Source organism: Hoeflea sp. Naph1, from assembly GCF_046837775.1.
Lineage (GTDB): Bacteria > Pseudomonadota > Alphaproteobacteria > Rhizobiales > Rhizobiaceae > Hoeflea.
Map to the genome: position 1 here is coordinate 3874832 of NZ_CP177286.1, position 22784 is coordinate 3897615.

A 22784-nucleotide genomic window follows, 5' to 3' on the forward strand; every position below is an offset into this window, starting at 1 on the left:
GCAACCGTTCCTTCCTTTGGCATGGTCGCACCGCCGCGTGGACCAATTCGGTGAAATCAAAAACTCTCTTTGAGCCATTGCCCCATGCGGGACAGACGGCCACCCGCGCCGGAGATGGCGACAAAGCCGCCCTCGCCTGCACCGTGGGATTCGAAATGGGCGACCTGAGGATAGATCATCAGGCCGACCGCAGTAGAAAATGCCGGCCCCTTGGCCGCCGCCGGCAGACCGGAAATTCCCAAGGGACGTCCGATCCGCACATTGCGTGCCAGGATCCGTCGCGCCGCTTCGGTCAGGCCAGTCATCTGGCTGGCGCCGCCGGTAAGCACGATGCGCTTGCCGACAAGCGAGCCATATCCAGATTGGTGGATCCGGTCGCGAAGCATTTCGAGGGTCTCCTCGACCCGGGCACGAACAATCCGTGAAACCAGTCCGCGCGGCACATGGGTAGGCTGGTCGCGCTCATCCTCGCCGATCGGCGGAATCGAAATCACGTCGCGGTCTTCACCCGCCTGCGGCAGCGCCGAACCGTGCACCACCTTGATGCGTTCGGCGTCGTCAAGCCGAGTCGAAAGCCCGCGCGCCAGATCCATGGTTACGTGCTGGCCGCCGAGCGCGATCGCATCGGCATGCACCAGCTTGCCATCGGCAAATACCGAAATCGTCGTCGTGCCGCCGCCCATGTCGATCGCCGCGCAGCCCATTTCAGCCTCATCGGAGACCAGCGCTGCAAGACCCGACGCATAGGGAGTGGCCACCATCGCCTCGACGGTGAGGTGCGCACGGTTGACCACCAGTTCGAGGTTTTTCAGTGGCGCACGGTCAGCTGTGAGCAGATGCATGTCGACCCCGAGCACATCGCCATACATTCCGGCCGGATCGCGGATGCCGCGCTCGCCATCAAGCGTGTAGCTCGACGGCAGCGAATGCAGGATGGCGCGCTCATGCAACTGGCTCTGACGGGTGGCGGCATTGACCACCTTGACGAGGTCGCCATTGGCAATCTCGTGACCGCCCAGATTGACTGCGGCGGAATGGGTTTCACTGCCCAGCCGCCCGGCTGTGACATTGACGATCAAGCTTTCGGCGGTGACGCCAGCCATCCGTTCGGCGGCGTCGACCGCGAGCCGCACCGAACTTTCGACCGCATCCATGTCGGAAATAACGCCAGCCTTGAGGCCACGCGACTTCTGATGGCCGATGCCGAGAATTTCGATCTTGTGGGTTCGACCCGCCAGTATCTCCGCCGCCTCGACCGGGGTCAGCCGACCGATCATGCAGACCACCTTGGAGGAACCGATATCGAGCACTGTCACAATACTGGCGCGCTTGCCCGACAGCGGCGAAAGCCGCGGCAGCATCGAGGAGGGGCGGAACAGGTTCATGTGTTCTTCTCCGCCGCCTTGATTGCCTTGGCGCGGGCCGCCAGAGCTTTCTTGCGGCGCTCGAACGAAGCTTCGCTGAGCCGTAGCGTGACACGGTCGGGAAGCCGCAGATCGACCACGGTGATATCGCGCGACAGCACATCGCGACCGGCATCGAATTCCGCCAGACGCCGCAGCGCAGCGTCAACATCCTGCTCGGGAAGGCTCAGCGTTACGCCATTGTCGAGCCGCAGATCCCAGCGCCGGTCGGCGATACGGATCGCAGCCTTGACGCGGGCGCGCAGGTTCGGATGCATCAGCAGCCGCGCTTCCAGTTCATCGGCGTGATGGTCGGCACCAATGCCGACATAGAGCGGCAGGTCGGCATGACGGGCACCGGTCAAGGGAGCGATCACGTCGCCGCGCGCATCAATCAGCGCCAGCCGGTCGCCATGCTGCCAGATGCCCACCGGCTGCCGCTCGGTGATTTTGACCGACAGGCCGCGCGGATAAATCTTCTGCACCTGCGCGTCGGTGACCCAAGGCAGTTGCATCAGCCGGGTGCGGGCCAGATGCGCATCGATCGCCACCACGGATGTGGAGCCGTCAAGCCCGAGCTGGCCGAGAATATCGATATCGGAGGTTTCGGCATTGCCGCTGATCTGCACGTCTTCGAGCGCAAAGCCTGCGCTGGTGGTCAACGCCTGGGTTACCGCTTCGGTGTGACCACCAAGCTGCATGCCGTAAAAACCGGTGGCAGCAAGAAAGGCAAGAGCAGCAACTGACCCGACATGCGGATGGATATCCACCCGGCCGGTGGCCAGCGCACTGTAGAACCGCACTTGACGGCGCAGAAAACGCGGCAGCACGAAAGCACCGGCAAACGCATGGCGCCTGCCCGTCCCGTTGGCCCCAGCGGCCCTGCCCTTGTTTCCCGTCATCGACGACACGAAGCGTCCTCCACCATCCAACTGACAAATTCTTCAAACGAATGCCCGGCCTGCAGGGCCATCTCTGGCGCCAGTGATGTCGGTGTCATGCCGGGCTGGGTATTGATTTCGAGCCAGACAACCTCCCCGTTTTCGGAGAATCGGTCATCATACCGAAAGTCAGACCTGCTCACGCCGCGACAGCCGATCGCTTGATGCGCCTTCAAACTCAACCTACGTATTTTTTGGTAAACAAATGGTGAAATTTCTGCCGGACAAACGTGTTTGGAGCCTCCGGCAACGTATTTTGAATCATAATCATAGAAGGTGTGTCCCTGTGGCACGATCTCGGTGACCGCCAGCGCCACGTTGCCCATCACGGTGCAAGTCAGTTCGCGGCCGGCGATGTAGCGCTCGACCATCACCTCGTCGCCGTACTTCCATTCTTTCGAGGTAATCACCTGCGGCGGGTGCGACTGTCCCTCGCCGACGATAACGACGCCGAAGCTCGAACCCTCATTGACCGGCTTGACCACGTAGGGTGGCGCCATCGGGTGCGCGGAAGTAAATTCGAAGCGGTTCATCACCTTCGATTCCGCCACCGGAATTCCGACCGCCTTGGCAACAATCTTCGACAGCCGCTTGTCCATCGCCAACGCCGAAGCGGTAACACCCGAATGGGTGTAGGGAATCCCAAGATACTCAAGCACGCCCTGAATTGTGCCGTCCTCGCCATAAGGTCCGTGCAGCGCGTTGAAGGCAACATCGGGCTTGAGCTCGGCAAGTACCGAGGCAATATCGGGACCGACATCAACGCGGGTGACCTGGTAACCGGCGCGCTCAAGCGCATCGGCACAGGGCACGCCCGAAGCCAGGCTAACCGGCCGCTCGGAGGAGAACCCGCCCATCAGAACGGCAACGTGTTTGCTCTTTGTCAAAACCTCGGCGGTCATCCACTTCCCTCGTTCTGGTGCGCGCCCCTCAGGCGGGGGAGCCAGGCAGGCCGCATGATCGCGCCTTTCAAGGCCAATTTCAGCCCCTCAGGCAGACACGCTGCCGCGCAGTATAGGGGCTGAACATTGCGCCAACCCGTTCCGGCCGGCGCGGCATAACCCAAGATCGACGTTGCGGGCAGCGCGCGACTCATGCTGCCCGACAGGAATCCTTAGGAATCAGAGCTTTTGGGCAAGCGCAAGGGGCGGCAGCCGACATGCCGCGCTTTTGCCATCAGGCATGCGGCCACAAACGCAACCCGCAGCTGAATAATCCCTCTCAACAGCAGCATGAGTATTCACGCATAACGGGCGGCAGCCTGCGGAACCTCACGTTAATGCTTTTGCTTTATTCGTCTCACTTGAACCAAGCGAGGGACAGCAATGCGTGCGCGATTGATGCAAGTTATGACGGGTAAAACTGTCTATTTTCATCCATCCCCCAGTTGCCGTCGGAATACTTACTTGCCCCTTCAACTCCTGATCGGCCAGCGCAGGCCCGCATCAGTCAACACCGTGCCCTTGAGCTGAAAGCGGCCCCCATGAAAATGGCAAACCCGATTGCCGCCTACAATTACTGGGTCAACCCTGTGCGGCGTCAGGCGATGGCAACCGCCTACTCTCCGATCCTGCGCGGATTTCTGCTCCCCGGCATTTTCTATTATCTTTATGTCACTTACAGCCACTGGCAGGACGAAACCGGGCTCACGCTGGTCATGTTTGCCTCGATCAGCTTCACTACCGCTGTGTGCTACTACCTGATGAGGCAGCACGTACTCGTCAGCGAAAAGCTTACCTTGGAGGAACTCGAGCTGAATGGCTTGATCGCCAATCTGCTGATGTACCTCAATGTCGTGAGCTATCTGGCGATTCATTTTGAACAGAGCAAGCTGATATATTTCGCCCTGATGGCGGTGGTTTTCTCCACAACAGGGGTAACCTTCAGGACCACCTTGCTCAGCGTTGGCCTGTCACTGGCGACGCTCTACTGGTTCGCCTCCGGCCTCCCGCCGGAACTCCTGGCCCAGTACGTCTCGATCGGCGTCGCCACCACTTTTGCGGCATTCGGCATGGCAATGCTGCTGCGAAAAGCCATTCTCAAGCAGATCGACGCCCGAATGCTTGCCGATGAACTGGCGGCCAAGGCCCAGCGTCTTGCCGACACCGACATGCTGACGGGCATCCCCAACCGGCGCGCTGTATTCCAGAAAATCGATTATCTGATTTCCCAGCGCAGGCCATTCTGGATGGGGATCTTCGATCTCGACGGCTTCAAGTCGATCAACGATATCTATGGCCACATCGTCGGCGACAAGCTCTTATGCGCTATCATCGAGCGGGCCAGCAGTATGGAAATTCCCGGCGTTAGAGCCTGACCGAAAAAGAAGTTGAGTGATATCAGTTGGTTGTGATTCATGAGGTTGCGAAGCCAACCATGGATACAACGATGTGGACTGATATCACCCGGGCACAACATGCCCGAAAGCATTGCCGACTGCCAAGCGATTTGACAGATGCTGAATGGGCGCTGATCGAACCTCTATTGCCGCCACGCAAAGCACGCGGACGTCCTGCGAAGTGGGGCTACCGGCAGATCGTCGAGGCGATGCTCTATGTTCTACGCGGCGGGATTGCCTGGCGGATGCTGCCACCAAGCCTGTTCCCACCGATGACCACCGTGCAGCATTATTTCTACGCTTGGCGTGACAGCGGGCTTTGGCAGACGATCAACCACACCTTGTTGATGGCGGCGCGCGAGGCTGAGGGTCGCCAAGCCTCGCCCACGGCCGGCGTGCTTGACAGCCAATCGGTCAAGACCACGGAAAGTGGTGGAGTTTCCGGCTATGACGCGGGCAAAAAGATCAAGGGACGCAAGCGCCACATCCTAACCGACACCAGCGGCTTCCTCGTCGGGGCCATCGTTCATGCGGCCGACATCCAGGATCGTGATGGCGCTCCGTCCGTCCTCAAGGTAATCCGCCATGCCTTCCCTTGGCTGCGTCATGTCTTCGCCGACGGCGGCTATGCCGGGCCGAAACTTGAAGCCGCACTGACAAAAATCGGCAAGTGGACATTAGAAATCGTCAAGCGTTCGGACACGGCGAAAGGCTTCGAGGTCGTACCGCGGCGTTGGGTCGTCGAACGCACTTTTGCATGGCTGAACAGAAACCGCCGCCTCGCCAAGGACTTTGAGCGAACAATCGCCAGCGCCACCGCTTGGCTCTTCATGGCTTCCGTCCAGCAACTTGCCAGGCGAATTGCAACCAAATGATATTAAACGGAAACATTTTGAGTCAGACTCTTACATTTGGCCGGGTCGGCGGTGATGAATTCATCGCCCTGTTTCCGGGAAATTTATCGGAGGAATCTGCGGCGGAGTTGGGGGCCAGGGTAATCGAGGCGATCAGCCAACCCTACCCGTTCGCGCTCCTCAACCTTACTGTCGGCGCCTCGGCGGGCTTTTCACATTTCCCCAGCATGGGCGATTCCAGCGCCACACTGTACGACAAGGCCGATTACGCGCTCTACAAGGCCAAGGCAAAGCAACGTGGGCGATGCTTCATGTTCGACGTCGCCGAAGACAAGGAAATGGAACAGGCAACTGCCATCGAGCGCGAACTGCGTGAAGGCGACCTGACGCGGGAACTCTTTCTCCTGTTCCAGCCGCAATACTCGCCCAAGCTGCAGCGGGTTGTCGGCTTTGAAGCGCTTGCACGCTGGCAAAGCCCAAAACTCGGCCTTGTCCGCCCGGACCAATTCATTTGCGCGGCGGAACGATCGGGCCACATCAGCAAGGTAACCGGCATTCTCTTCAAGAAGGGACTCGAAACCCTGGCGGGTTGGCCAGAGAACATTTCCCTGTCCTTCAACCTCTCCGGCCAGGATCTGTCCAACCGGGCCTTCATCATGTCGCTGCTCGGCCAGATCATGAGATCAGGAATATCGCCAAGCCGCATCGAGTTCGAGATTACCGAAACTGCGGTCATGACCACTCTTGATCTCTCCCGATCCCTGCTGACAGAGCTGCGAGCGAGCGGATGCAAGATTGCGCTCGATGATTTCGGATCGGGCTATTCAAGCTACGAATATCTCGACCAACTGCCGCTCGACAAGGTCAAGCTCGACAGAAGTTTTGTCTCCAAGGTCAGCCAGAGCGTGACCTCGCGCGAGATCGTCACCAGTGTCATGCAACTGTGCGCGAGACTTGAACTGCGTTGCGTGCTCGAGGGCGTCGAAACCCACGATGAGATGACAGTGCTGAGCGAGATGGAACCCGACCTGATCCAGGGCTACCTGTTCGGCCGGCCGATGACATCGGCGGCGGCCATGCAGATGATCAACGCCCAGGACAACCCTGTTTCCGTGGAAACCGGAAGCGCCGCCCTTTCAGCGTGAGCCCTTCGAAACAATTCGCCAAGGCAGCATGAAATGATGCACGCCAGACGATGCATCTCGTGATCTGCAGGCATACCCCGCGCACTCAGCAAGCCGTCTATAGCGATGGTGAAATGATGTGTTGTCGCCTCGCGACCAGCCGATGGTTCGTTGCACTTACGGAACAGTCCTAGCGGGTCCCTTTTCAGATGCCGCCGGCGTATTGCCGGACAGGATCGGCGGTCCACGATAGAGCCGCTGCAATGTCGACACCATTTCCTCGAATTTCATATCAAGATCAACACACGCGCGGCTTGTCGGCTCGAGACGCAGCGAACGACCACATTTCCTGCTTTCCACCAAACCTGCAGCCTCCAACTCCCTGACCTTTCGGTGCGTGGTTGAGATTGGCAGTCCCAGCGTCATCGACAGGGAGGACAGGTCGTAATAACGGCCCTGAACCTTTCCGGTGATGATGGTTCGCACCATCAATGCATCAAGTGGCCCGCCCCACATCCCGGTTTCGATTGCATAGAAGCGGTTCAGGCACTCGATGATCTGGGCCTGAACGATTTGGCGGATTTCAGCTTCTTGCATCTCGGGTTTCCTTTTGTCGCCAACCAACCTTTCCAATCCGGAAACATCCGCAGGCAATGGTCTTGGTCGCCCATGCTAAGGCTCCGGAGTGAAGGATCAAGACTCCGCTCAGGCGGCAATTGAGGAGGCCAACATTGACTAAACACATCCTTATCGTGGGCGGCGGCATCGGCGGAACGATGACTGCTAACAGCATCGTCACCAAAATGTATCCCGAAATTGCACGCGGGAAGGTCAAGGTGACACTGCTTTCCGATTCACCATGGCATTATTACAAACCGGCGTTCATGTATGTGGCCTTTGACATGTTTTTTGAAGGCGAACTGCGACGCAAGCAGAGCAGTTTGCTGCGACCCGAGATCGATTTCCAGGTGGACAAGGTCGTCAACTTCGATTTCGCCGGCTCAAAGGTGAAGACCGCGTCCGGCAAATCCATCGGCTATGATTATATCGTCGTGTCAACAGGCTGCATTCCCGCCCCGGAACGAATTCCCGGGCTCAAGGAAGGCGGCGACTATTTCTATCAATATGCTCCCGCGCGCCAGCTCGCAGAGAAACTGCGCAATTTTGAGAAGGGGCGGATCTTCATAACCGTCAACTTCCCCAAGACGCCGAACGTGCCCCATCAATGTGGCATCGCTCCGATGGAAACCACGCTGATGGTCGACGAATACCTTCGTCGCAAGGGTGTCCGCGACCAGTGCGAGATCGTCTATACTTATCCAACCATCTCGCAACTGCTGCGTAATTGCCTGTTTTTGCAGCAGGAAGTTTGCGAAGTGCTTCCGCCGGTGTTCGAATCCAAGGGCATCCTGCATCAGCGTGGCTTCACACTGGAATCAGTAGACGCGGAGAAGAAGATCGCCCGCTCCGAAGAAGGTAAAGAGGAAGAGTTCGATCTTCTGATGTGTACGCCTCCGATCCGGGCGGTGGACGCAGTTCTCGATAGCGGCATTTCTCAGGCACCAAACAATGAAGGCTGGCTACCGACTGATCGCAAGTCACTCCAACTCGAGGGTCACCCCAACGCCTATATCATGGGCGACACCGTCGATCTGCCGATCTCGAAAGCCGGTGGCTCATGTCACAACCAAAGCCCGGTCATTGCCAACAACATCGCCGGCGATATCCGTCTCGGCCACACCGTCGCCGAGTATGACGGCAAGGTTCAGGCAGTGGCACAGATGGGTCTCGATGCAGGAATGCCGCTTTGGTACGACTATGATGAAGACGTCCATCCAACGCCTCCGACAAAAGTCGGCGGGCTGCTCCGCAAGGCCTTCAATCGCGGGATCTACTGGTCCGTCGCGCGCGGCATCATCTGACATCGGCACCGGGAGAAAAACGATATGAACGAATCTGTCACGGACATGACCGAAAAAACTACCGTAGAGGCCGCCACGCCTCTTGCTGCCATGGATGAAGCCACCCAGCGCGGCTTGATGGAGCTGCTGGAAAAGATGGCACCACTGTTGCAAGGTCGGCGCTTCCACAATCTGGTCGATCTCGCCTCGCTGGCCTCGGACGGCGTCGACATGTTCGACGACGCCATGGTCCAGAAGCTGATGAAGGCCTATGAAGAAGGAGTCGGCGCGGCCTGGTCGATGAGCAATGCGGCACGGTTTGCCGCCAACCAGACCGCGACCGCACAGGTGCCTTCGCTTCTCGGCCTGCTGCGCGTGGCCCGCAACGAAGACGTCCGCCGAGGTCTGTATTTTGGCTTGACCTTCCTATCGGTGCTGGGTCGGCAGATGAAGGATGACGGCGTCGAATGACCACAAACCCGGACCTTGCCGCGCTTTACCAGCGCGGTTTGCGGGATCTCGCCGCAAAGGTTCGAAGCGACAAGCGGCTCGTCCCGGCGGATATTTCCGTCACCCGGACGAGCCGCACTTGCGGCAGCATCGTCACGCTGGACATACGCAGAGAGGCGGACAAGATCACTGCGCTCGGCTGGCGGACGCGCGCCTGCACGCTGGGCATGGCCGCGACCGCGATCGTGGTACAACAGGCGACCGGTCGGGAATTCTCCGGTATAGTAGAAATCGGACACTTGCTCCGTCGCCTTCTGAGCGGCGAGGATATCATCTTTCCCGAGCCCTGGCGCGAACTTGAGATGTTTGCTGCGGCACGCGGTTTTCCTACGCGTCACAGTTCGATCCTGCTGCCATTCGAAATTATTGGCAAGGCGGGCAATGAGACGTCTGTAAAAGGAACTTCCCCGTCGCGCGACCCAATCGCATAACATGCCCGGCCGGCGCTCTCGTCAAGCCGCGGCGCATCTGGTCCAGTTGGCGCTAACCGGTTCGGTGCTGTAGGACAACACGATCCGGTTTCGCCCGCCGGCCTTGGCTGCATACAGCGCCTTGTCGGCACGCGAAAAGGTTTCATCAAACGCCTGATCCGGCAGCGCCCTGGCAGCCCCGCCCGACATGGTGATAGAGATTTCCCGCTCGTCCACGCTCACGCGCATATCGGCAATCTTTCTGCGGGCGGCTTCACCCAATACGACAAACTCTGCAAAGGGTATGCTGCCGCTGAAGACGGCAAATTCCTCGCCGCCGATCCGGGCGCAAACGCAACCTTCCCCGAAAACCGCAGACAGTATCCGCGCCACCTCGGCAATCACCGCATCGCCGGCCTGGTGTCCGTAACTGTCATTGACCTTCTTGAAATGGTCGATGTCGAAAACCAGCATCGACTTTTCCTTGTTGCACTGATCGAACAATTCGAGAAATGCGCGGCGGTTTGGCAATCCCGACAGCATGTCGGTGCGGCTCAGCCATTCGAACTCGGCCCGCGACACCCCCAATTCATGGATGGAAAAACCCACCGCCACATAGGCGGTGGTCGCCAGAATGAAGGTTATCGGCGGCGTCAGCATCGAGGCGATGACCAACGCGGAAGACAGCGAATAGGGCAGCAGATCGAACCAGTAGAGCAGGAGATGGGCGCAAATATTGAGGCCATAAGCAAACAGGGAGACCTTGATGCCGACCCATAAAGCCTTGCGGACGACCTCACTATATGACCCGAATTCCTCAAACAAAAGCTGCCTGATAACCCAGTCACGGGTCAGTCGAAACATATCTACATCCCCCGATTAGCGCCGCGACCTTAAACTTGACGAGTTAAATTAGTGCTTCCGGTGCAGCCCGCTGCTGCCCATGTCGTCGCTGCCTGCTTGTCATGTTTCGACACAACCTGTGCGAATTCCTCCAGAATTCAATACAATCTTTTTTAAACCATCACACCCAGAAATTCCTGCACCAGCTGATCAGGCTCAAACAGTCCAAGCCGCTTGATTTCCCATTCCAGCCGGATGCCGGAGGTTTCGAGCACGCGCGCACGGATGGTCTCGCCAAGATTTTCCAACTCATAGGCCGAGGCCGTGCCGGTGTTGATCATGAAATTGCAATGCATCGGCGACATCTGCGCGCCACCTACGGTCAGGCCGCGACCGCCGGCCTTGTCGATTTCCTTCCAGGCGGATGTGCCTTCGGGGTTCTTGAAGGTCGAGCCGCCGGTCTTCTCGCGGATCGGCTGCACCGTCTCGCGATGATGCTGGACAGCGTCCATGGCTTCGCGGATTTCGTCGCGCTCGCCGGGTGCGCCCTCAAACAGCGCGCGGGTAAAAATCAGATCCTTGGGTGCTGAGGAATGCCTGTAGCCGTAGCCCATCCCGGCATTTGAAAACACGTGACGTTGGCCCGCTCGGTCGACGGCATGCACCTCGACGACCCGGTCGCGGGTCTCCACGCCATTGGCGCCGGCGTTCATCCGCAGCGCACCGCCGATGGCGCCGGGAATGCCGTGATAGAAATGAAACCCTGCAAGCCCGGCTTCGAGCGCCTTGGCGGCCAGATGCTTGTCCGGGCAGGCCGCACCAGCCTCGAGACGCGTCTCGGAAATCTGCTCGGCCTGGCCAAATCCCTTGGCCGAAAGCCGGATCACCACGCCGGGAATACCACCGTCACGCACCAGCAGATTGGAGCCGATGCCCACCGGCAACACCGGGATCTCTTCGGGCAGCGCCGCCAGAAATGTGCTGAGATCGTCCTCATCGGCTGGCTGGAACATGAGCTCCGCCGGACCGCCGGTACGGAACCAGGTGATTTTCGACATCTCGGCGTTCGGCGTCAGCCGCCCACGCACTGCGTCCAGCTTGCCGCCAAGCGAGGCCAGCAGCTTTTCACCATCGACTTGCTGTTGCTTCATGCGCTCCCCCCGGCCGCCGCATCCGGCGAAAGGGCCGCCAGTTCAGCGGGCAATTTGTTGGCCCAGTAGGTGATGGTGCCAGCCCCGAGGCAGACAACGTAATCGCCCGGCCTGGCGATCTCGGCGATCAGCGGCGCCAGTGCTTCGGGCCCATCGATCAGCCGCGCATCGCGGTGGCCGCCGGCCTTCATGCTGGAAACCAGACTTGCCGAGTTGATGCCCTCGATCGGATCTTCGCCGGCCGCATAGACCGGCGCCAGAATTGCCGTGTCCGCCTGGTTGAAACAGGCGGCAAAATCATCAAACAGGCTTTCAAGCCTTGTGTAGCGGTGCGGCTGTGCAACCGCGATCACACGCCCCGCACAGGCGTCGCGTGCAGCGCCAAGCACCGCCTTGATCTCCACCGGATGGTGGCCGTAATCGTCAAAGATCTCGACCCCGTTCCAGCTTCCGGTATGGGTGAAGCGGCGCTTGACCCCGCCAAACTGCCCGAGCCCCTTGGCGATCTGTTCGGGCGTCATTCCCAGTTCAAACACCACGGCGATCGCCGCCACCGCATTGGCGACATTGTGCCGGCCCGGCATCGGCAGCCGCAGATCGGAAAGCAGAACCGTCTCGCCAGTCTTGCGGCGACGGATTTCCACATCGAACACCGAGGTGGCGCCGTCCATGCGGTGATTGAAATGCCGCACGTCCGACTGAGGGTTCTCGCCATAGGTAATCACCCGGCGGTCCTCGATCCTCGAAACCAGCGACTGCACTTCCGGGTGGTCGAGACACATCACCCCGAAACCATAAAACGGCACGTTCTCGACGAACTGCTTGAACGCCGCGCGCACGGCGTCGAAGCTGCCGTAATGGTCAAGATGCTCGGGGTCGATATTGGTGACGACGGCGATATCGGCAGGCAGCTTGAGGAAGGTGCCGTCGCTCTCGTCGGCTTCCACCACCATCCATTCGCCTTCGCCCATCCGCGCATTGGTGCCATAGGCATTGATGATGCCGCCATTGATCACCGTGGGATCAAGCCCACCTGCTTCCAGGAGCGTCGCCACCATCGAGGTGGTGGTGGTCTTGCCATGGGTGCCGCCAATCGCAATCGCGTTGCGGAAGCGCATCAGTTCGGCCAGCATTTCGGCGCGGCGAACCACCGGCAGCAGCTTTTCGCGCGCGGCCATCAGTTCCGGATTGGATTTCTTGATCGCGGTAGACACCACCACGACTTCCGCTTCACCGAGATTTTCCGCCGCATGGCCGATAAACACCTCGATGCCCTTGTCACGCAGCCGCTGCACATTGGCGCTTTCGCTCTGGTCGGAGCCCTGAACCTTGTAGCCCAGATTGTGCAGCACCTCGGCGATGCCGCTCATGCCGATGCCGCCGATGCCGATGAAATGAACGAGGCCGATGGTTTGCGGCATTTTCATGCGGGTGTGCTCCTGAATTGCTCTGGTGTGATCCCCTCCGCAATAGCCTCCGCCAGATTGGCAAGCAAGCGCGCGGCGTCGGGTTTTCCGGTCGCCTGTGCCGCAGCCGCGGTGGCCGCGAGGCCGGCGGGGTCCTGCATGCGATCGCCGATCATGTCAGAAAGTAGCTGCGGCGAAAGCTCTGATTGCTTGATCACGCTGGCCCCGCCCTTGGCCATCAGCGCCGCGGCGTTGGCAGCCTGGTCATGGTCAAGTGCGAACGGATAGGGCACCAGGATGGCCGAGCGGCCAATCACGGCAATCTCCGATACCGTGGATGCGCCGGACCGCGAAATCACCAGATGCGCAGCCCCCAGGCGCGCGGCCATGTCGTTGAAAAACGGCGAGACCTCCGCCTTGATGCCAAGTTCCTCAAGCCGCGCCCGAACATGATCTTCGTCCTCGGCCCGTGCCTGCTGGGTCAGTTCCAGCCGTGCGCGGAGCGGATCTGGAAGCAATGCGATTGCCGCCGGAATAGCATCGGAAAAGAATTGCGCCCCCTGGCTTCCGCCGAAGACCACCAGACGGAAGGTTTCGCCCTCCATCGACGGCACATAGGGAATTGCCGCCGCAGCCAGCACCTCGGGCCGCACCGGATTGCCGGTTATCACGGTCTTGCCTGCATATTTGCCCTCGCCCTCGGGCAAAAACCCGCCGGCGATCGCCTTGACCCGGCCGGCCAGCGCCTTGTTGGCCCGTCCCATCACCGCATTCTGTTCGTGGATCATCGTCGGCAGGCCGGCATTTGACGCCGCCAGCAGCGGCGGGATCGTCGGGTAGCCGCCAAAACCGATTACCGCATCAGGTCGGATACGCCGGACCAGCGCACCGGCCTCGCGCACGCCCTGAAACAGCGTCCACAACGCACGGACGACCTTGAAAGGGTTTTTCGAGCCGATGGTGGCGGAGCGGACAATGTGGATTTCCGATGCCGGAAACTTGCCGGCAAATCGCTCGGCCCGGCTGTCGGTGACCAGATGCACGGTGTGTCCACGCGCGGTCAGCTCATGTGCCAGCGCTTCGGCCGGAAACAGGTGCCCACCGGTGCCGCCCGCAGACAGCAAGAACAATTTGCCATTTTCCATGCCGCTACTCCGCCGCCACGGCTGCGGTGGGGCGGTAGATGGCACGGGGTTGCGCCCTGCTCTCGGGCCGGTGCCGGGTCAGTGCCAGCAGGAAGCCGGCGGTAATGGCAACCGCGATCATCGACGAGCCGCCGTAGGAGATGAACGGCAGTGTCATTCCCTTGGCCGGCAGCAGTTCGAGATTGACGCCGATATTGATGAACGACTGGAAGCCGATCAGCAGCGCCAGCCCCGCCACGGCAAGCCGGGTGAAATCATCCTGCTCGCGGCCGGCGCGGATCAACCCGCGAATGACCACGAAGCCAAACAGCGCCACCAGAACCATGCAGAACAGGATGCCGAATTCTTCAGCCGCAACAGAAAACACGAAATCGGTGTGGCTGTCGGGAAGGATCCGCTTGATGGTGCCCTCGCCCGGCCCCTGACCCAGCCAATCGCCACGAATGATCGCCTCGCGCGCGGTGTCGACCTGAAAACTGTCGCCCTCGCCAAACAGAAAGCCGTTGATCCGGTCGGCGACATGCGGAAACACCAGATATGCGGCGACGAAGCCCGAAACGGCCATGCCCCCCAGCAGCATGATCCAGAACCACGACATGCCGGCCATGAAGAACATGCCGCCCCAGACCGCCGCCGTCAGCATGGTCTGGCCCAGATCCGGTTGCGCCACCAGCAACGCCGCAACAATGCCGAACAGGATGATGGCAAACAGATTGCCGGGAATTTCAGGATGGCGCGACCGTTCGGAAAACAGCCAGGCGCAGATCACCACGAAGGCAGGCTTCATGAATTCCGACGGTTGTACCGAAAGCCCAAACACCGATACCCAGCGCCGCGATCCCTTGACCTCGACACCGAAGAACAGCGCCAGCACCATCATCGCGATCGACATGGCCAACAACGCCAGTGCGGCGCGGCGCACCTGACGCGGGGTGAGGAAGGAAACGCCAATCATCACCGCCAGCGCCGGGATCAGGAACACGCCGTGACGCTCGACAAAATGAAAACTGTCGAGCCCGAGCCGTTCGGCCACCGCCGGGCTCGCCGCAAAAGACAGCATCAGACCGACGCCCATCAGCGCCACGAAGGCCGCCAGGAAGAGTCGGTCAATGGTCCAGAACCAATCGGCGACCGGTCCGCGTTCAACACGGCTAACCATCAGTTTCTCCTTTGCGCCCGGCATCGACGAGCATCTCGATATCATCCAGAGCCGCCACCAGGCTTACGTAGGCATCTCCGCGCACCTCGAAATTGCGGTACTGGTCAAAACTGGCGCAGGCGGGCGACAACAGCACCGCAGGCATTTCCGCCCCGTCCGCTGCCGCATCGCGCGCTGCGGCCGCGATCGCATTGTCGAGCGTACCGGAAATTTCAAACGGCGCCTGAGCGCCAATCGTTGCGGCAAAGCCTGCCGCCGCCTCGCCGATCAGATAGGCCTTGGCGATACGCGGGAAATATGGCTCGAGGGCGGCAATGCCGCCTTCCTTGGCCAGACCGCCGGCAATCCAGTAGATCGGTTCGAAACTTTGCAGCGCCGGCGCCGCGGCTTCCGCATTGGTGGCCTTGGAATCATTGACGAAGACCACGCGCCCACGCCGCGCCACCGGCTGCATCCGGTGTTTGAGCCCCGGGAAGGTGGCAAGGCCGGCGCGGATTTCATCATCACTGAGCCCGACCGAGCGGCAGGCGGCAATGGCGGCCGCGGCGTTCTGGGCATTGTGCGCGCCGCGCAAGGTGGGAATGCCGGCCAGATCTACATAGAGGCTGACCGTTCCGCTGTCGGCAAGATGGATCCTGGTTCCATCGGCATAAAGGCCCCGCATCAGTGGCAGCGTCTTGGAGATCCGTTCCACCGCACGGCCTTCCGCCTCAAGCCTGGCCGCGATGTCGCGACACCAGTCATCGTCCACACCGATGATCGCCCGGTCGCTGTGTGCCACCAGCCGCGCCTTGATTTCAGCATAGTGCTGCATCGAGCCGTGGCGGTCGAGATGGTCTGGCGTCAGATTAAGCAACAGCCCGGCGCTTGGATCGAGCGACGGCGCCAGATCGATCTGATAGGACGAGCATTCGACCACGTGAACCCGGCCAGGCGCCGGCGGATCCAGCGTCAACACCGCGGTGCCGATATTGCCGCCAAGCTGGGCGTCGCGGCCGCTGTGGGAAATCAGATGCGCAATCAGCGCCGTGGTGGTGGATTTGCCGTTGGTGCCGGTGATGGCGATGAACGGACTCCCAGGCGCATGGGCGCGGCGCTCGCGCACAAAGATTTCGATATCGCCGATGATCTCGACCGCATGCCTATTGGCCAGATCCACCGTCCAGTGCGGCTTCGGGTGGGTCAGAGGCACGCCGGGGGCAAGCACCAGCGCATGCAGGCCGGACCAGTCGATCTCGCGCAGATCACCGGCCGGAATGCCCGCCGCGCGCGCCGCCTCGACCTGTGCCGGATTGTCATCCCAGGCGGTCAATTGGGCGCCGCCGGCAACCAGTGATTTTGCTGTTGCCATGCCCGACCCGCCAAGGCCGAACAACGCCACATTATTGCCGGAAAATGTGGACGCCGCGATCATCGTCTATCTCAACTTGAGGGTGGCGAGCCCGATCATCGCAAGGGCCACGGAAATGATCCAGAATCGCACCACGACCTGGCTTTCGGTCCATCCGAGCTTTTCGAAATGATGGTGAATTGGCGCCATCAGGAACACCCGGTTGCCGGTCAGCTTGAACCATGCGACCTGGATGATGACCGACAGGGCTTCGATCACAAACAGGCCACCGATGATCGCCATGACGATCTCGTGCTTGGTGGCAACGGCCACGGTACCGATCAGTCCGCCCAGCGCCAGCGATCCGGTATCGCCCATGAAGATCGCCGCCGGGGGCGCATTGAACCACAGGAAGCCAAGACCGGCGCCGATCACAGCACCAAGGATCACCGCCAGTTCACCGGTGCCAGGTACGAAGTTGATCTGCAGATAATTGGCAAACACCGCGTTGCCGGCGAGATAGGCAATCGCCCCGAACGACGCTGCCGCGATCATCACCGGCACAATGGCAAGGCCATCGAGGCCATCGGTCAGATTGACCGCGTTGCCTGCCGAGACGATGACGAAGGCGCCGAAGGCGATAAAGAACCAGCCAAGATCAAGCAGCAGATCCTTGAAGAACGGAAACGCGATGGAGGAACTGAACGTCGCGCCCTTGACCGTCGACGCGGCCATCGATGCCTGCATGATGAAATACACCGCCAGCCCGGCAATCAGGAATTCAAGCGCCAGGCGGGCCTTGCCGGAGAAGCCCTTGTCGGACTGCTTGGTGACCTTGAGATAATCATCGTAAAAGCCGATGGCGCCGAAACCCAGCGTCACCAGCAATGTGGTCACCACATAGACGCTCGACAGATCGGCCCACAGGACCGACGAGCCGATGATTCCCGCCAGAATCATCAATCCACCCATGGTCGGCGTACCGGCCTTGAGGAAATGGGTTTGCGGCCCATCCGCCCGGATCGGCTGCCCGCGCCCCTGACGTACTCGCAGGGAAGCAATGATTCGGGGTCCAAACAGAAATACGATCAATGCCGAGGTGAACATCGCCGCCCCGGTTCTGAATGTGATATATCTGAAAAGATTGAAGAACTGGACTTGGTCCGCCAGATCCACCAGCCAGATGAGCATAAGTTCCCGTCCCCCGAGTTGCTTTAGGTGTTGGCGCTGCTGTCTGTCAGCAGCGGATACTTGTCAAGCAACGCCTTGACAATACGTCCAAAGCCGATGCCGAGCGACGATTTGATCATCACCACGTCACCGTCCCGGAGAACAGATATCAGATGCGTGCTGAGCCCGTCCGCGTCATCGCGGTATACGGTCTCGATGTCGGTGCCGAGTTCATCGCGCAAGGTCTTCATTTCCGGCCCGGCGAGACAGGCCATGTCGACACTGGCTTCGCGCATCGGCGCTGCCAGTTCGCGGTGTACCCGTTCGGAAAAACGCCCCATTTCCAGCATGTCACCCAGCACCGCGATGCGGCGGCCACGCAACCGCACCGGCGTATCGCGGAGCAAGTCGAGCGCGGCACGCATCGAGGCCGGATTGGCATTGTAGCTTTCGTCGATCAGCAGGAAGGAACCGCCATCAATGGCAAGTTCATGGCGTGCGCCGCGGCCCTTCTCGGCCGAGAAGCCCGCCAGTGCATGCACCGCCCTTGCCAGATCGGCGCCGGCCAGTTGCACCACGCCCAGCACCGCCAGCGCGTTCTGCACCAGATGACGGCCCGGCGCGCCGATCTTGGCGGCCACTTCATCTTCACCGATCCGGGCTGTGATGGTCGAACAATCGGGCAGCAACTTGGCCTTGAGCAGCCGGTAATCGGCCTTGGCGTTTTCGCCGAAGGAGTGGACATGGGCCACGCCCATCGCGGTTGCCTGCTTTTTCAACCAGGCATATTTTTCATTGTCGTGGTTGAGCAGAAGGTGACCATCTTCGGCCATGCCTTCCATGATCTCGGCCTTGGCCGCGGCGATCTCGCTCAGATTCTTGAAATTGCCCATATGCGCCGCAGCGATGGTGGTGATCACCGCCACATCCGGCCTGACCATGTCGACCAGCGGCCGGATTTCGCCGGGATGGTTCATGCCGATCTCGAAAATGCCAAAGGCAGCGCTTTCAGGCATCCGCGCCAGCGTCAGCGGCACGCCCCAGTGATTGTTGTAGGAGGCCGCAGACGCGTGCACCTCGCCCGAGGGCTCCAGCGCGTGGCGCAGCATCTCCTTGCTCGAGGTCTTGCCGACCGAGCCGGTGATGGCGATGATTTTTGCCTGCGATCGCGCCCGCGACGCCCGGGCGAGAGCGCCGAGCGCCATCAGCACGTCATTGACCACGATCATCGGCGCGGTGACCCGGCCAAGCGCAGGCAATTTGTCTTCCGACACCACCAGCAGACCCGCGCCATTGGCGATGGCGACACTGGCAAAATCATGACCGTCGAAGCGGTCGCCCTTGATGGCAAAGAACGCATCGCCCGCATGCGCAGTGCGGCTGTCGATCGAGATCCCGGTAACACCTTCCGGCAGGGCGCCGACGGGACGCCCGTCCATTGCCTCGATCATGGCTTGTGCGGTCCACAACAGGCTCATGCCGACAGTGCCTCCAGAACTTTGCGAATTTCTGCGTGGTCGGAAAACGGCAACACCTTGTCGCCCACGGTCTGACCCTGCTCATGGCCCTTGCCGGCAACGATCAGCGTGTCGCCGCCTTTCAGCATGGTTATAGCAGTGCGGATCGCCTCGGCGCGGTCGCTGATTTCGGTGGCGCCTGGGGCTGCGATCATGATTTCCGCGCGCACCGCTGCCGGATCTTCCGAGCGCGGATTATCATCAGTGACGATCGTCACGTCTGCCAGCTTTGTGGCGATGCCACCCATGATCGGCCGCTTGCCGCGATCCCGGTCGCCGCCACAGCCAAACACCACCACAACCCTTCCGGTGGTAAACGGACGCACCGCGTCTAGCACATTTTCAAGCGCTTCGGGCTTGTGGGCGTAGTCGACATAGACCGGCGCCCCATTGGCGGTCGAGCCAACCAGTTCGAGCCGGCCGGCAGCGCCGGTAAGATCCTCAAGCGCTGCCATTGCCAGATCCGCAGAGGTGCCGCTGGCAATTGCCATCCCCGCAGCAACCAGCGCATTGGAGAACTGGAAGTCGCCTGCCAATGGCAGTTCGACCTCGAAGATGCGGCCCTCGAGATGGATTTCGCCGACCTGCTTGTGACGCAGATGTTCCACACGTTTGAGGCTCAGGAAGCCGCCCTTGCGCCCAACCGTGAGCACCCGGGCGCCTGCACGTTCGGCAACCTCGACAGCCCGCTCCGACCAGGGATCATCGGCAAAGATCACCGCCGGCGCCCCCTTCGGCAGAAGGCAATCGAACAGCCGCATCTTGGCGGCCATGTAATCTTCCATGGTCGGATGATAATCCATGTGATCGCGGCCCAGATTGGTAAAGCCCGCCACGCTCAGCGAAACGCCATCGAGCCGGCGCTGATCGAGCCCGTGGCTCGAGGCCTCCATCGCCGCATGGGTAACACCGTCGCTGGCAAGTTCGGCCAAGAGCCGATGCAACGCCACCGGGTCGGGAGTGGTCAGGGATCCGTATTCGCTGCGACCCGGCGCGGTCACACCGGTGGTGCCCAGCATCGCCGCCCTCTCGCCCGCATGGGCCCAGATCTGCCGCAGGAACGAGGCGACCGAGGTCTTGCCTGCGGTGCCGGTGACGGCTGCCATCACCCGCGGCTGCGGGCCGAAATAGGCCGCCGACATCCGCGCCAGCGCCAGCCGTGGATCGTTGCTTCTGAGCACCAGCCCGACATCGGCGGGAAGCTCGGCGTCATCGGCCACGACAATTGCCACGGCGCCCTTTGCAGCCGCTTGCCCGACAAAGCGTGCGCCATCGGTTTTCGCCCCGGCCATCGCAAAAAACAGGTTGCCCGGCTCCACAGTCCGGCTGTCAGCGGTCAGACCGGTGACCGGCAGGTCGAGATCTGCCGCTTGCGGGACCGTTACGGATCCTGACGGCAGGGCTGAAATCAAGGCAGACAGTTTCATGGAGCGCTCGGATCTTTCTTTATCGAATCATGGCGGGCCATGCCCTGCTCGCCACTTATGGTATCAATATGACAATGACAGCATTTGCCCGCCGTCACCGAATTTTGGCTCTACATCAAGAAACGCCGCTGACCGGCGAATAATGCCGCTGACCATCGGCGCGGCATTCAAGCCTGCGGTGGCCGATCTCTTTCCTTCTTCGGGTTTCGGTTCGTCGATAATCACCAACACCACGTAATCTGGATCATCAATCGGGAATGCCGACAGGAACGCGTTGAAACGTACATCCGAATTATAGCGGCCGTTGATCACTTTTTCCGCCGTGCCGGTCTTGCCGCCAACCCGGAAGCCTTCAACTTCGGCGCGCCGCCCCGAGCCCTTGGCGACATTGAGCGCCATCAGGTAGCGCATATCGGCGCTGGTTTTCGGGTTGACCACCTGGACAGCGACCTTGTCGGCCTCTTCGCGGGTGCGCGGCAGGAAGGTCGGCTCGATCAGCTTACCGCCATTCATCAGCGCCGCCGCCGCCACCGCCGTCTGCAGCGGCGTAGTGGCGACACCGTGGCCGAACGAAATGGTCACCGAGTTGATTTTCTTCCAGGCCGAGGGTTGGGTCGGGGTCGCCACTTCCGGCAATTCCGTCTGCATCCGCGACAGCAGTCCGAGCCGGGTGAGAAACTCCTGATGACCTTCGATGCCGATCATGTCGGCAATTCGCGCAGAGCCGATATTGGAGGAGTAGATGAACACCTCCGGCACCGTCAGCATCCGGTTTTTGCCATGGAAATCCCGGATGGTGAAACCGCCGATGCGGATGGAGCCGCGGGCATCAATCTCGTCGGTCAGCTTGACCTTGCCCGAATCGAGGCCCATCGCCGTGGTAAATACCTTGAACGTCGAGCCCATCTCGAACGTGCCGGCTGACATCCGGTTGAGCCGGTCTTTCTTCTGGGCGTCGACCGGATTGTTCGGATCGTAATCAGGCAGCGAGGCCATGCCGATCACTTCGCCGGTGTGAATGTTGAGCACGACACCGCCGGCGGCAATCGCCTGGTAACGCTCCATCGCTGCGGCCAGTTCGTCGCGCAACACATGCTGAACCCTCAGATCAAGCGACAGCCGTACCGGCTTGAGGTCTTCGTCAACGGTCATGCCGGCGTCCGCAAGCGCGCCAAGTCCCTGCCCGTCGACATATTTCTCCATGCCGGAGATGCCCTTGTTGTCGATATTGGTCAGCCCAATCACATGCGAGGCGGTCGGCCCGCCCGGATAGAAGCGGCGCGTTTCCGGGCGAAAGCCGATGCCGGGAATGCCCAGCGACAGGATCTGGCTCTGCTGTTTCGGCGTCAACTGGCGCCGAAGCCACTGAAACCGCGAATTCGATGACAGTTTGCGGTAGATGCCGCGCTGATCGAGATCGGGCAGCACGGTGGCCAGCAGTTCCACTGCTTCGTCCGGATCGACGATCTTGTTGGGTTCGGCAAACAGCGAAACGGTGCGGATGTCTGTGGCCAGTACCTCACCGTTGCGATCCAGCAGATCCGGTCGCGAAGCCAGCAACTCGTTGGTGCGGTTGATCGACGACACGGTTTCGGGCGAGCGCATGCCGTATTGCACCAGCCGCCCGCCAATCACCGCATAGATGACGCCAAAACAGGCGATGGCGATGATGATGCGGTTCTTGGCCTGCGCCCCTTGCGCCTTGCGCACCCCTTCGAATTCGAACATCGATTGTCCCCGCCCGCTGACCGGATTGGCGTGCGCAGCGCGCCGGCTGAAGAATGTTCTCAAAGATCTCATTGCTGCACCGACCCTGTCGTCAGCGCCGCGTCGGCACCGTTTTCGGCCAGTTTCGGTTCGAAGTCGCTGGCCCGTCCGGGCAATTCGTCGGGTTGGGCCATTTGCTCGGCTTCGATCGGCCTGAGCCCCAGCTCAGCCTCGAACGCCGTCGACAGTCGCTGCAGCCGCGAAGGCTGGTTGAGCAGACTCCAGTCGGCCTCCAGCAGGTCGATGGTTTCCTTCTGCAGCTTGATTTCGGCCTGCAATCCCCGCACCTCTTCGAGCTTCACCTCGGCGTCGTGCTTGATCTGATAGGTAATGGTCGCAGCCGCGATCATCGCGCCAACCAGCACCAGGTCGAGAGTTCGCAACATGG

At 60.7% G+C, this 22784-nt stretch carries 21 protein-coding genes; 6 read left to right on the plus strand and 15 right to left on the minus strand.

Annotated features, from left to right (window positions below; translation table 11 throughout):
- Positions 1-56: 56 nt before the first annotated feature.
- Genes ftsA through ACK6D9_RS18640 form a run of 3 tightly spaced genes read right to left on the minus strand, consistent with a single transcriptional unit; the run spans position 57 to position 3246 of the window.
- Entirely contained in the window at positions 57-1385 is a 1329-nt protein-coding gene (gene ftsA / locus ACK6D9_RS18630) for a cell division protein FtsA (protein ID WP_322988736.1), read from the minus strand.
- Positions 1382-2305, minus strand: coding sequence for a cell division protein FtsQ/DivIB (locus ACK6D9_RS18635; RefSeq protein WP_412051844.1), 924 nt, complete (start codon positions 2303-2305; stop codon positions 1382-1384). Before ACK6D9_RS18635 ends, ftsA begins: the two co-directional genes overlap by 4 nt.
- Positions 2302-3246, minus strand: a complete 945-nt coding sequence (locus ACK6D9_RS18640; RefSeq protein ID WP_412049648.1) for a D-alanine--D-alanine ligase — start codon at positions 3244-3246, stop codon at positions 2302-2304. The genes ACK6D9_RS18635 and ACK6D9_RS18640 overlap by 4 nt, the downstream gene beginning before the upstream one ends.
- 581 nt (positions 3247-3827) lie before the next feature.
- Here ACK6D9_RS18640 and ACK6D9_RS18645 point away from each other — a divergent pair.
- The 3 genes from ACK6D9_RS18645 (at position 3828) to ACK6D9_RS18655 (ending at position 6681) form a co-directional block, all read left to right on the plus strand.
- The gene (locus ACK6D9_RS18645; RefSeq protein WP_412049649.1) at positions 3828-4661 is read left to right on the plus strand and encodes a GGDEF domain-containing protein; all 834 of its coding nucleotides are present in this window, start codon (positions 3828-3830) and stop codon (positions 4659-4661) included.
- Between the two features lie 71 nt (positions 4662-4732).
- Positions 4733-5557 (plus strand): IS5 family transposase, encoded by an 825-nt coding sequence (locus ACK6D9_RS18650; RefSeq protein ID WP_412049383.1) that lies wholly within the window; start codon positions 4733-4735, stop codon positions 5555-5557.
- A gap of 17 nt (positions 5558-5574) precedes the next feature.
- A complete protein-coding gene (locus ACK6D9_RS18655; protein ID WP_412049650.1) occupies positions 5575-6681 on the plus strand; it encodes a putative bifunctional diguanylate cyclase/phosphodiesterase in 1107 nt (368 codons plus the stop codon).
- A gap of 156 nt (positions 6682-6837) precedes the next feature.
- On the opposite strand, the gene ACK6D9_RS18660 is transcribed toward ACK6D9_RS18655, so the two are convergent.
- Positions 6838-7257, minus strand: a complete 420-nt coding sequence (locus tag ACK6D9_RS18660) for a hypothetical protein (RefSeq protein WP_322988733.1) — start codon at positions 7255-7257, stop codon at positions 6838-6840.
- Positions 7258-7412: 155 nt separating this feature from the next.
- Between ACK6D9_RS18660 and ACK6D9_RS18665 the strand changes: the two genes are divergently transcribed.
- From ACK6D9_RS18665 to ACK6D9_RS18675, 3 genes are read left to right on the plus strand one after another with little or no spacing between them, the layout of a single operon-like run.
- Positions 7413-8582: an FAD/NAD(P)-binding oxidoreductase gene (locus tag ACK6D9_RS18665; RefSeq protein WP_412049651.1), complete on the plus strand. Its 1170-nt coding sequence runs from the start codon at positions 7413-7415 to the stop codon at positions 8580-8582.
- 45 nt (positions 8583-8627) lie between these two features.
- Positions 8628-9032, plus strand: coding sequence for a DUF1641 domain-containing protein (locus ACK6D9_RS18670; protein ID WP_412049652.1), 405 nt, complete (start codon positions 8628-8630; stop codon positions 9030-9032).
- On the plus strand, positions 9029-9502 hold the full coding sequence (locus ACK6D9_RS18675) for an iron-sulfur cluster assembly scaffold protein (RefSeq protein WP_412049653.1): 474 nt from the start codon (positions 9029-9031) through the stop codon (positions 9500-9502). The genes ACK6D9_RS18670 and ACK6D9_RS18675 overlap by 4 nt, the downstream gene beginning before the upstream one ends.
- Before the next feature lie 21 nt (positions 9503-9523).
- Here the strand turns inward: ACK6D9_RS18675 and ACK6D9_RS18680 are convergent, their stop codons facing one another.
- The 11 genes from ACK6D9_RS18680 to ACK6D9_RS18730 all read right to left on the minus strand — a co-directional run bounded on the left by ACK6D9_RS18680 (position 9524) and on the right by ACK6D9_RS18730 (position 22782).
- The gene (locus tag ACK6D9_RS18680) at positions 9524-10345 is read right to left on the minus strand and encodes a GGDEF domain-containing protein (protein ID WP_412049654.1); all 822 of its coding nucleotides are present in this window, start codon (positions 10343-10345) and stop codon (positions 9524-9526) included.
- A gap of 152 nt (positions 10346-10497) precedes the next feature.
- Positions 10498-11475 (minus strand): UDP-N-acetylmuramate dehydrogenase, encoded by a 978-nt coding sequence (gene murB, locus ACK6D9_RS18685; protein ID WP_412049655.1) that lies wholly within the window; start codon positions 11473-11475, stop codon positions 10498-10500.
- Complete coding sequence (gene murC / locus ACK6D9_RS18690) at positions 11472-12902, minus strand: UDP-N-acetylmuramate--L-alanine ligase (protein WP_412049656.1); 1431 nt, start codon at positions 12900-12902, stop codon at positions 11472-11474. The genes murB and murC overlap by 4 nt, the downstream gene beginning before the upstream one ends.
- Entirely contained in the window at positions 12899-14026 is a 1128-nt protein-coding gene (gene murG / locus ACK6D9_RS18695) for an undecaprenyldiphospho-muramoylpentapeptide beta-N-acetylglucosaminyltransferase (protein ID WP_412049657.1), read from the minus strand. The genes murC and murG overlap by 4 nt, the downstream gene beginning before the upstream one ends.
- 4 nt (positions 14027-14030) lie before the next feature.
- A complete protein-coding gene (gene ftsW, locus ACK6D9_RS18700; RefSeq protein WP_412049658.1) occupies positions 14031-15185 on the minus strand; it encodes a putative lipid II flippase FtsW in 1155 nt (384 codons plus the stop codon).
- Positions 15178-16599, minus strand: coding sequence for a UDP-N-acetylmuramoyl-L-alanine--D-glutamate ligase (gene murD, locus ACK6D9_RS18705; protein WP_412049659.1), 1422 nt, complete (start codon positions 16597-16599; stop codon positions 15178-15180). The genes ftsW and murD overlap by 8 nt, the downstream gene beginning before the upstream one ends.
- A 3-nt stretch (positions 16600-16602) precedes the next feature.
- A complete protein-coding gene (mraY, locus tag ACK6D9_RS18710; RefSeq protein ID WP_412049660.1) occupies positions 16603-17706 on the minus strand; it encodes a phospho-N-acetylmuramoyl-pentapeptide-transferase in 1104 nt (367 codons plus the stop codon).
- Between the two features lie 23 nt (positions 17707-17729).
- Positions 17730-19163: a UDP-N-acetylmuramoylalanyl-D-glutamyl-2,6-diaminopimelate--D-alanyl-D-alanine ligase gene (locus tag ACK6D9_RS18715; RefSeq protein WP_412049661.1), complete on the minus strand. Its 1434-nt coding sequence runs from the start codon at positions 19161-19163 to the stop codon at positions 17730-17732.
- Positions 19160-20629 (minus strand): UDP-N-acetylmuramoyl-L-alanyl-D-glutamate--2,6-diaminopimelate ligase, encoded by a 1470-nt coding sequence (locus ACK6D9_RS18720; RefSeq protein ID WP_412049662.1) that lies wholly within the window; start codon positions 20627-20629, stop codon positions 19160-19162. The genes ACK6D9_RS18715 and ACK6D9_RS18720 overlap by 4 nt, the downstream gene beginning before the upstream one ends.
- Positions 20630-20692: 63 nt before the next feature.
- On the minus strand, positions 20693-22429 hold the full coding sequence (locus ACK6D9_RS18725) for a peptidoglycan D,D-transpeptidase FtsI family protein (protein WP_412049663.1): 1737 nt from the start codon (positions 22427-22429) through the stop codon (positions 20693-20695).
- Positions 22426-22782 carry a hypothetical protein gene (locus tag ACK6D9_RS18730; RefSeq protein ID WP_267653465.1) on the minus strand — a complete coding sequence of 119 codons (357 nt, stop codon included), beginning with the start codon at positions 22780-22782 and terminating at the stop codon, positions 22426-22428. Before ACK6D9_RS18730 ends, ACK6D9_RS18725 begins: the two co-directional genes overlap by 4 nt.
- Between the last annotated feature and the right edge of the window lie 2 nt (positions 22783-22784).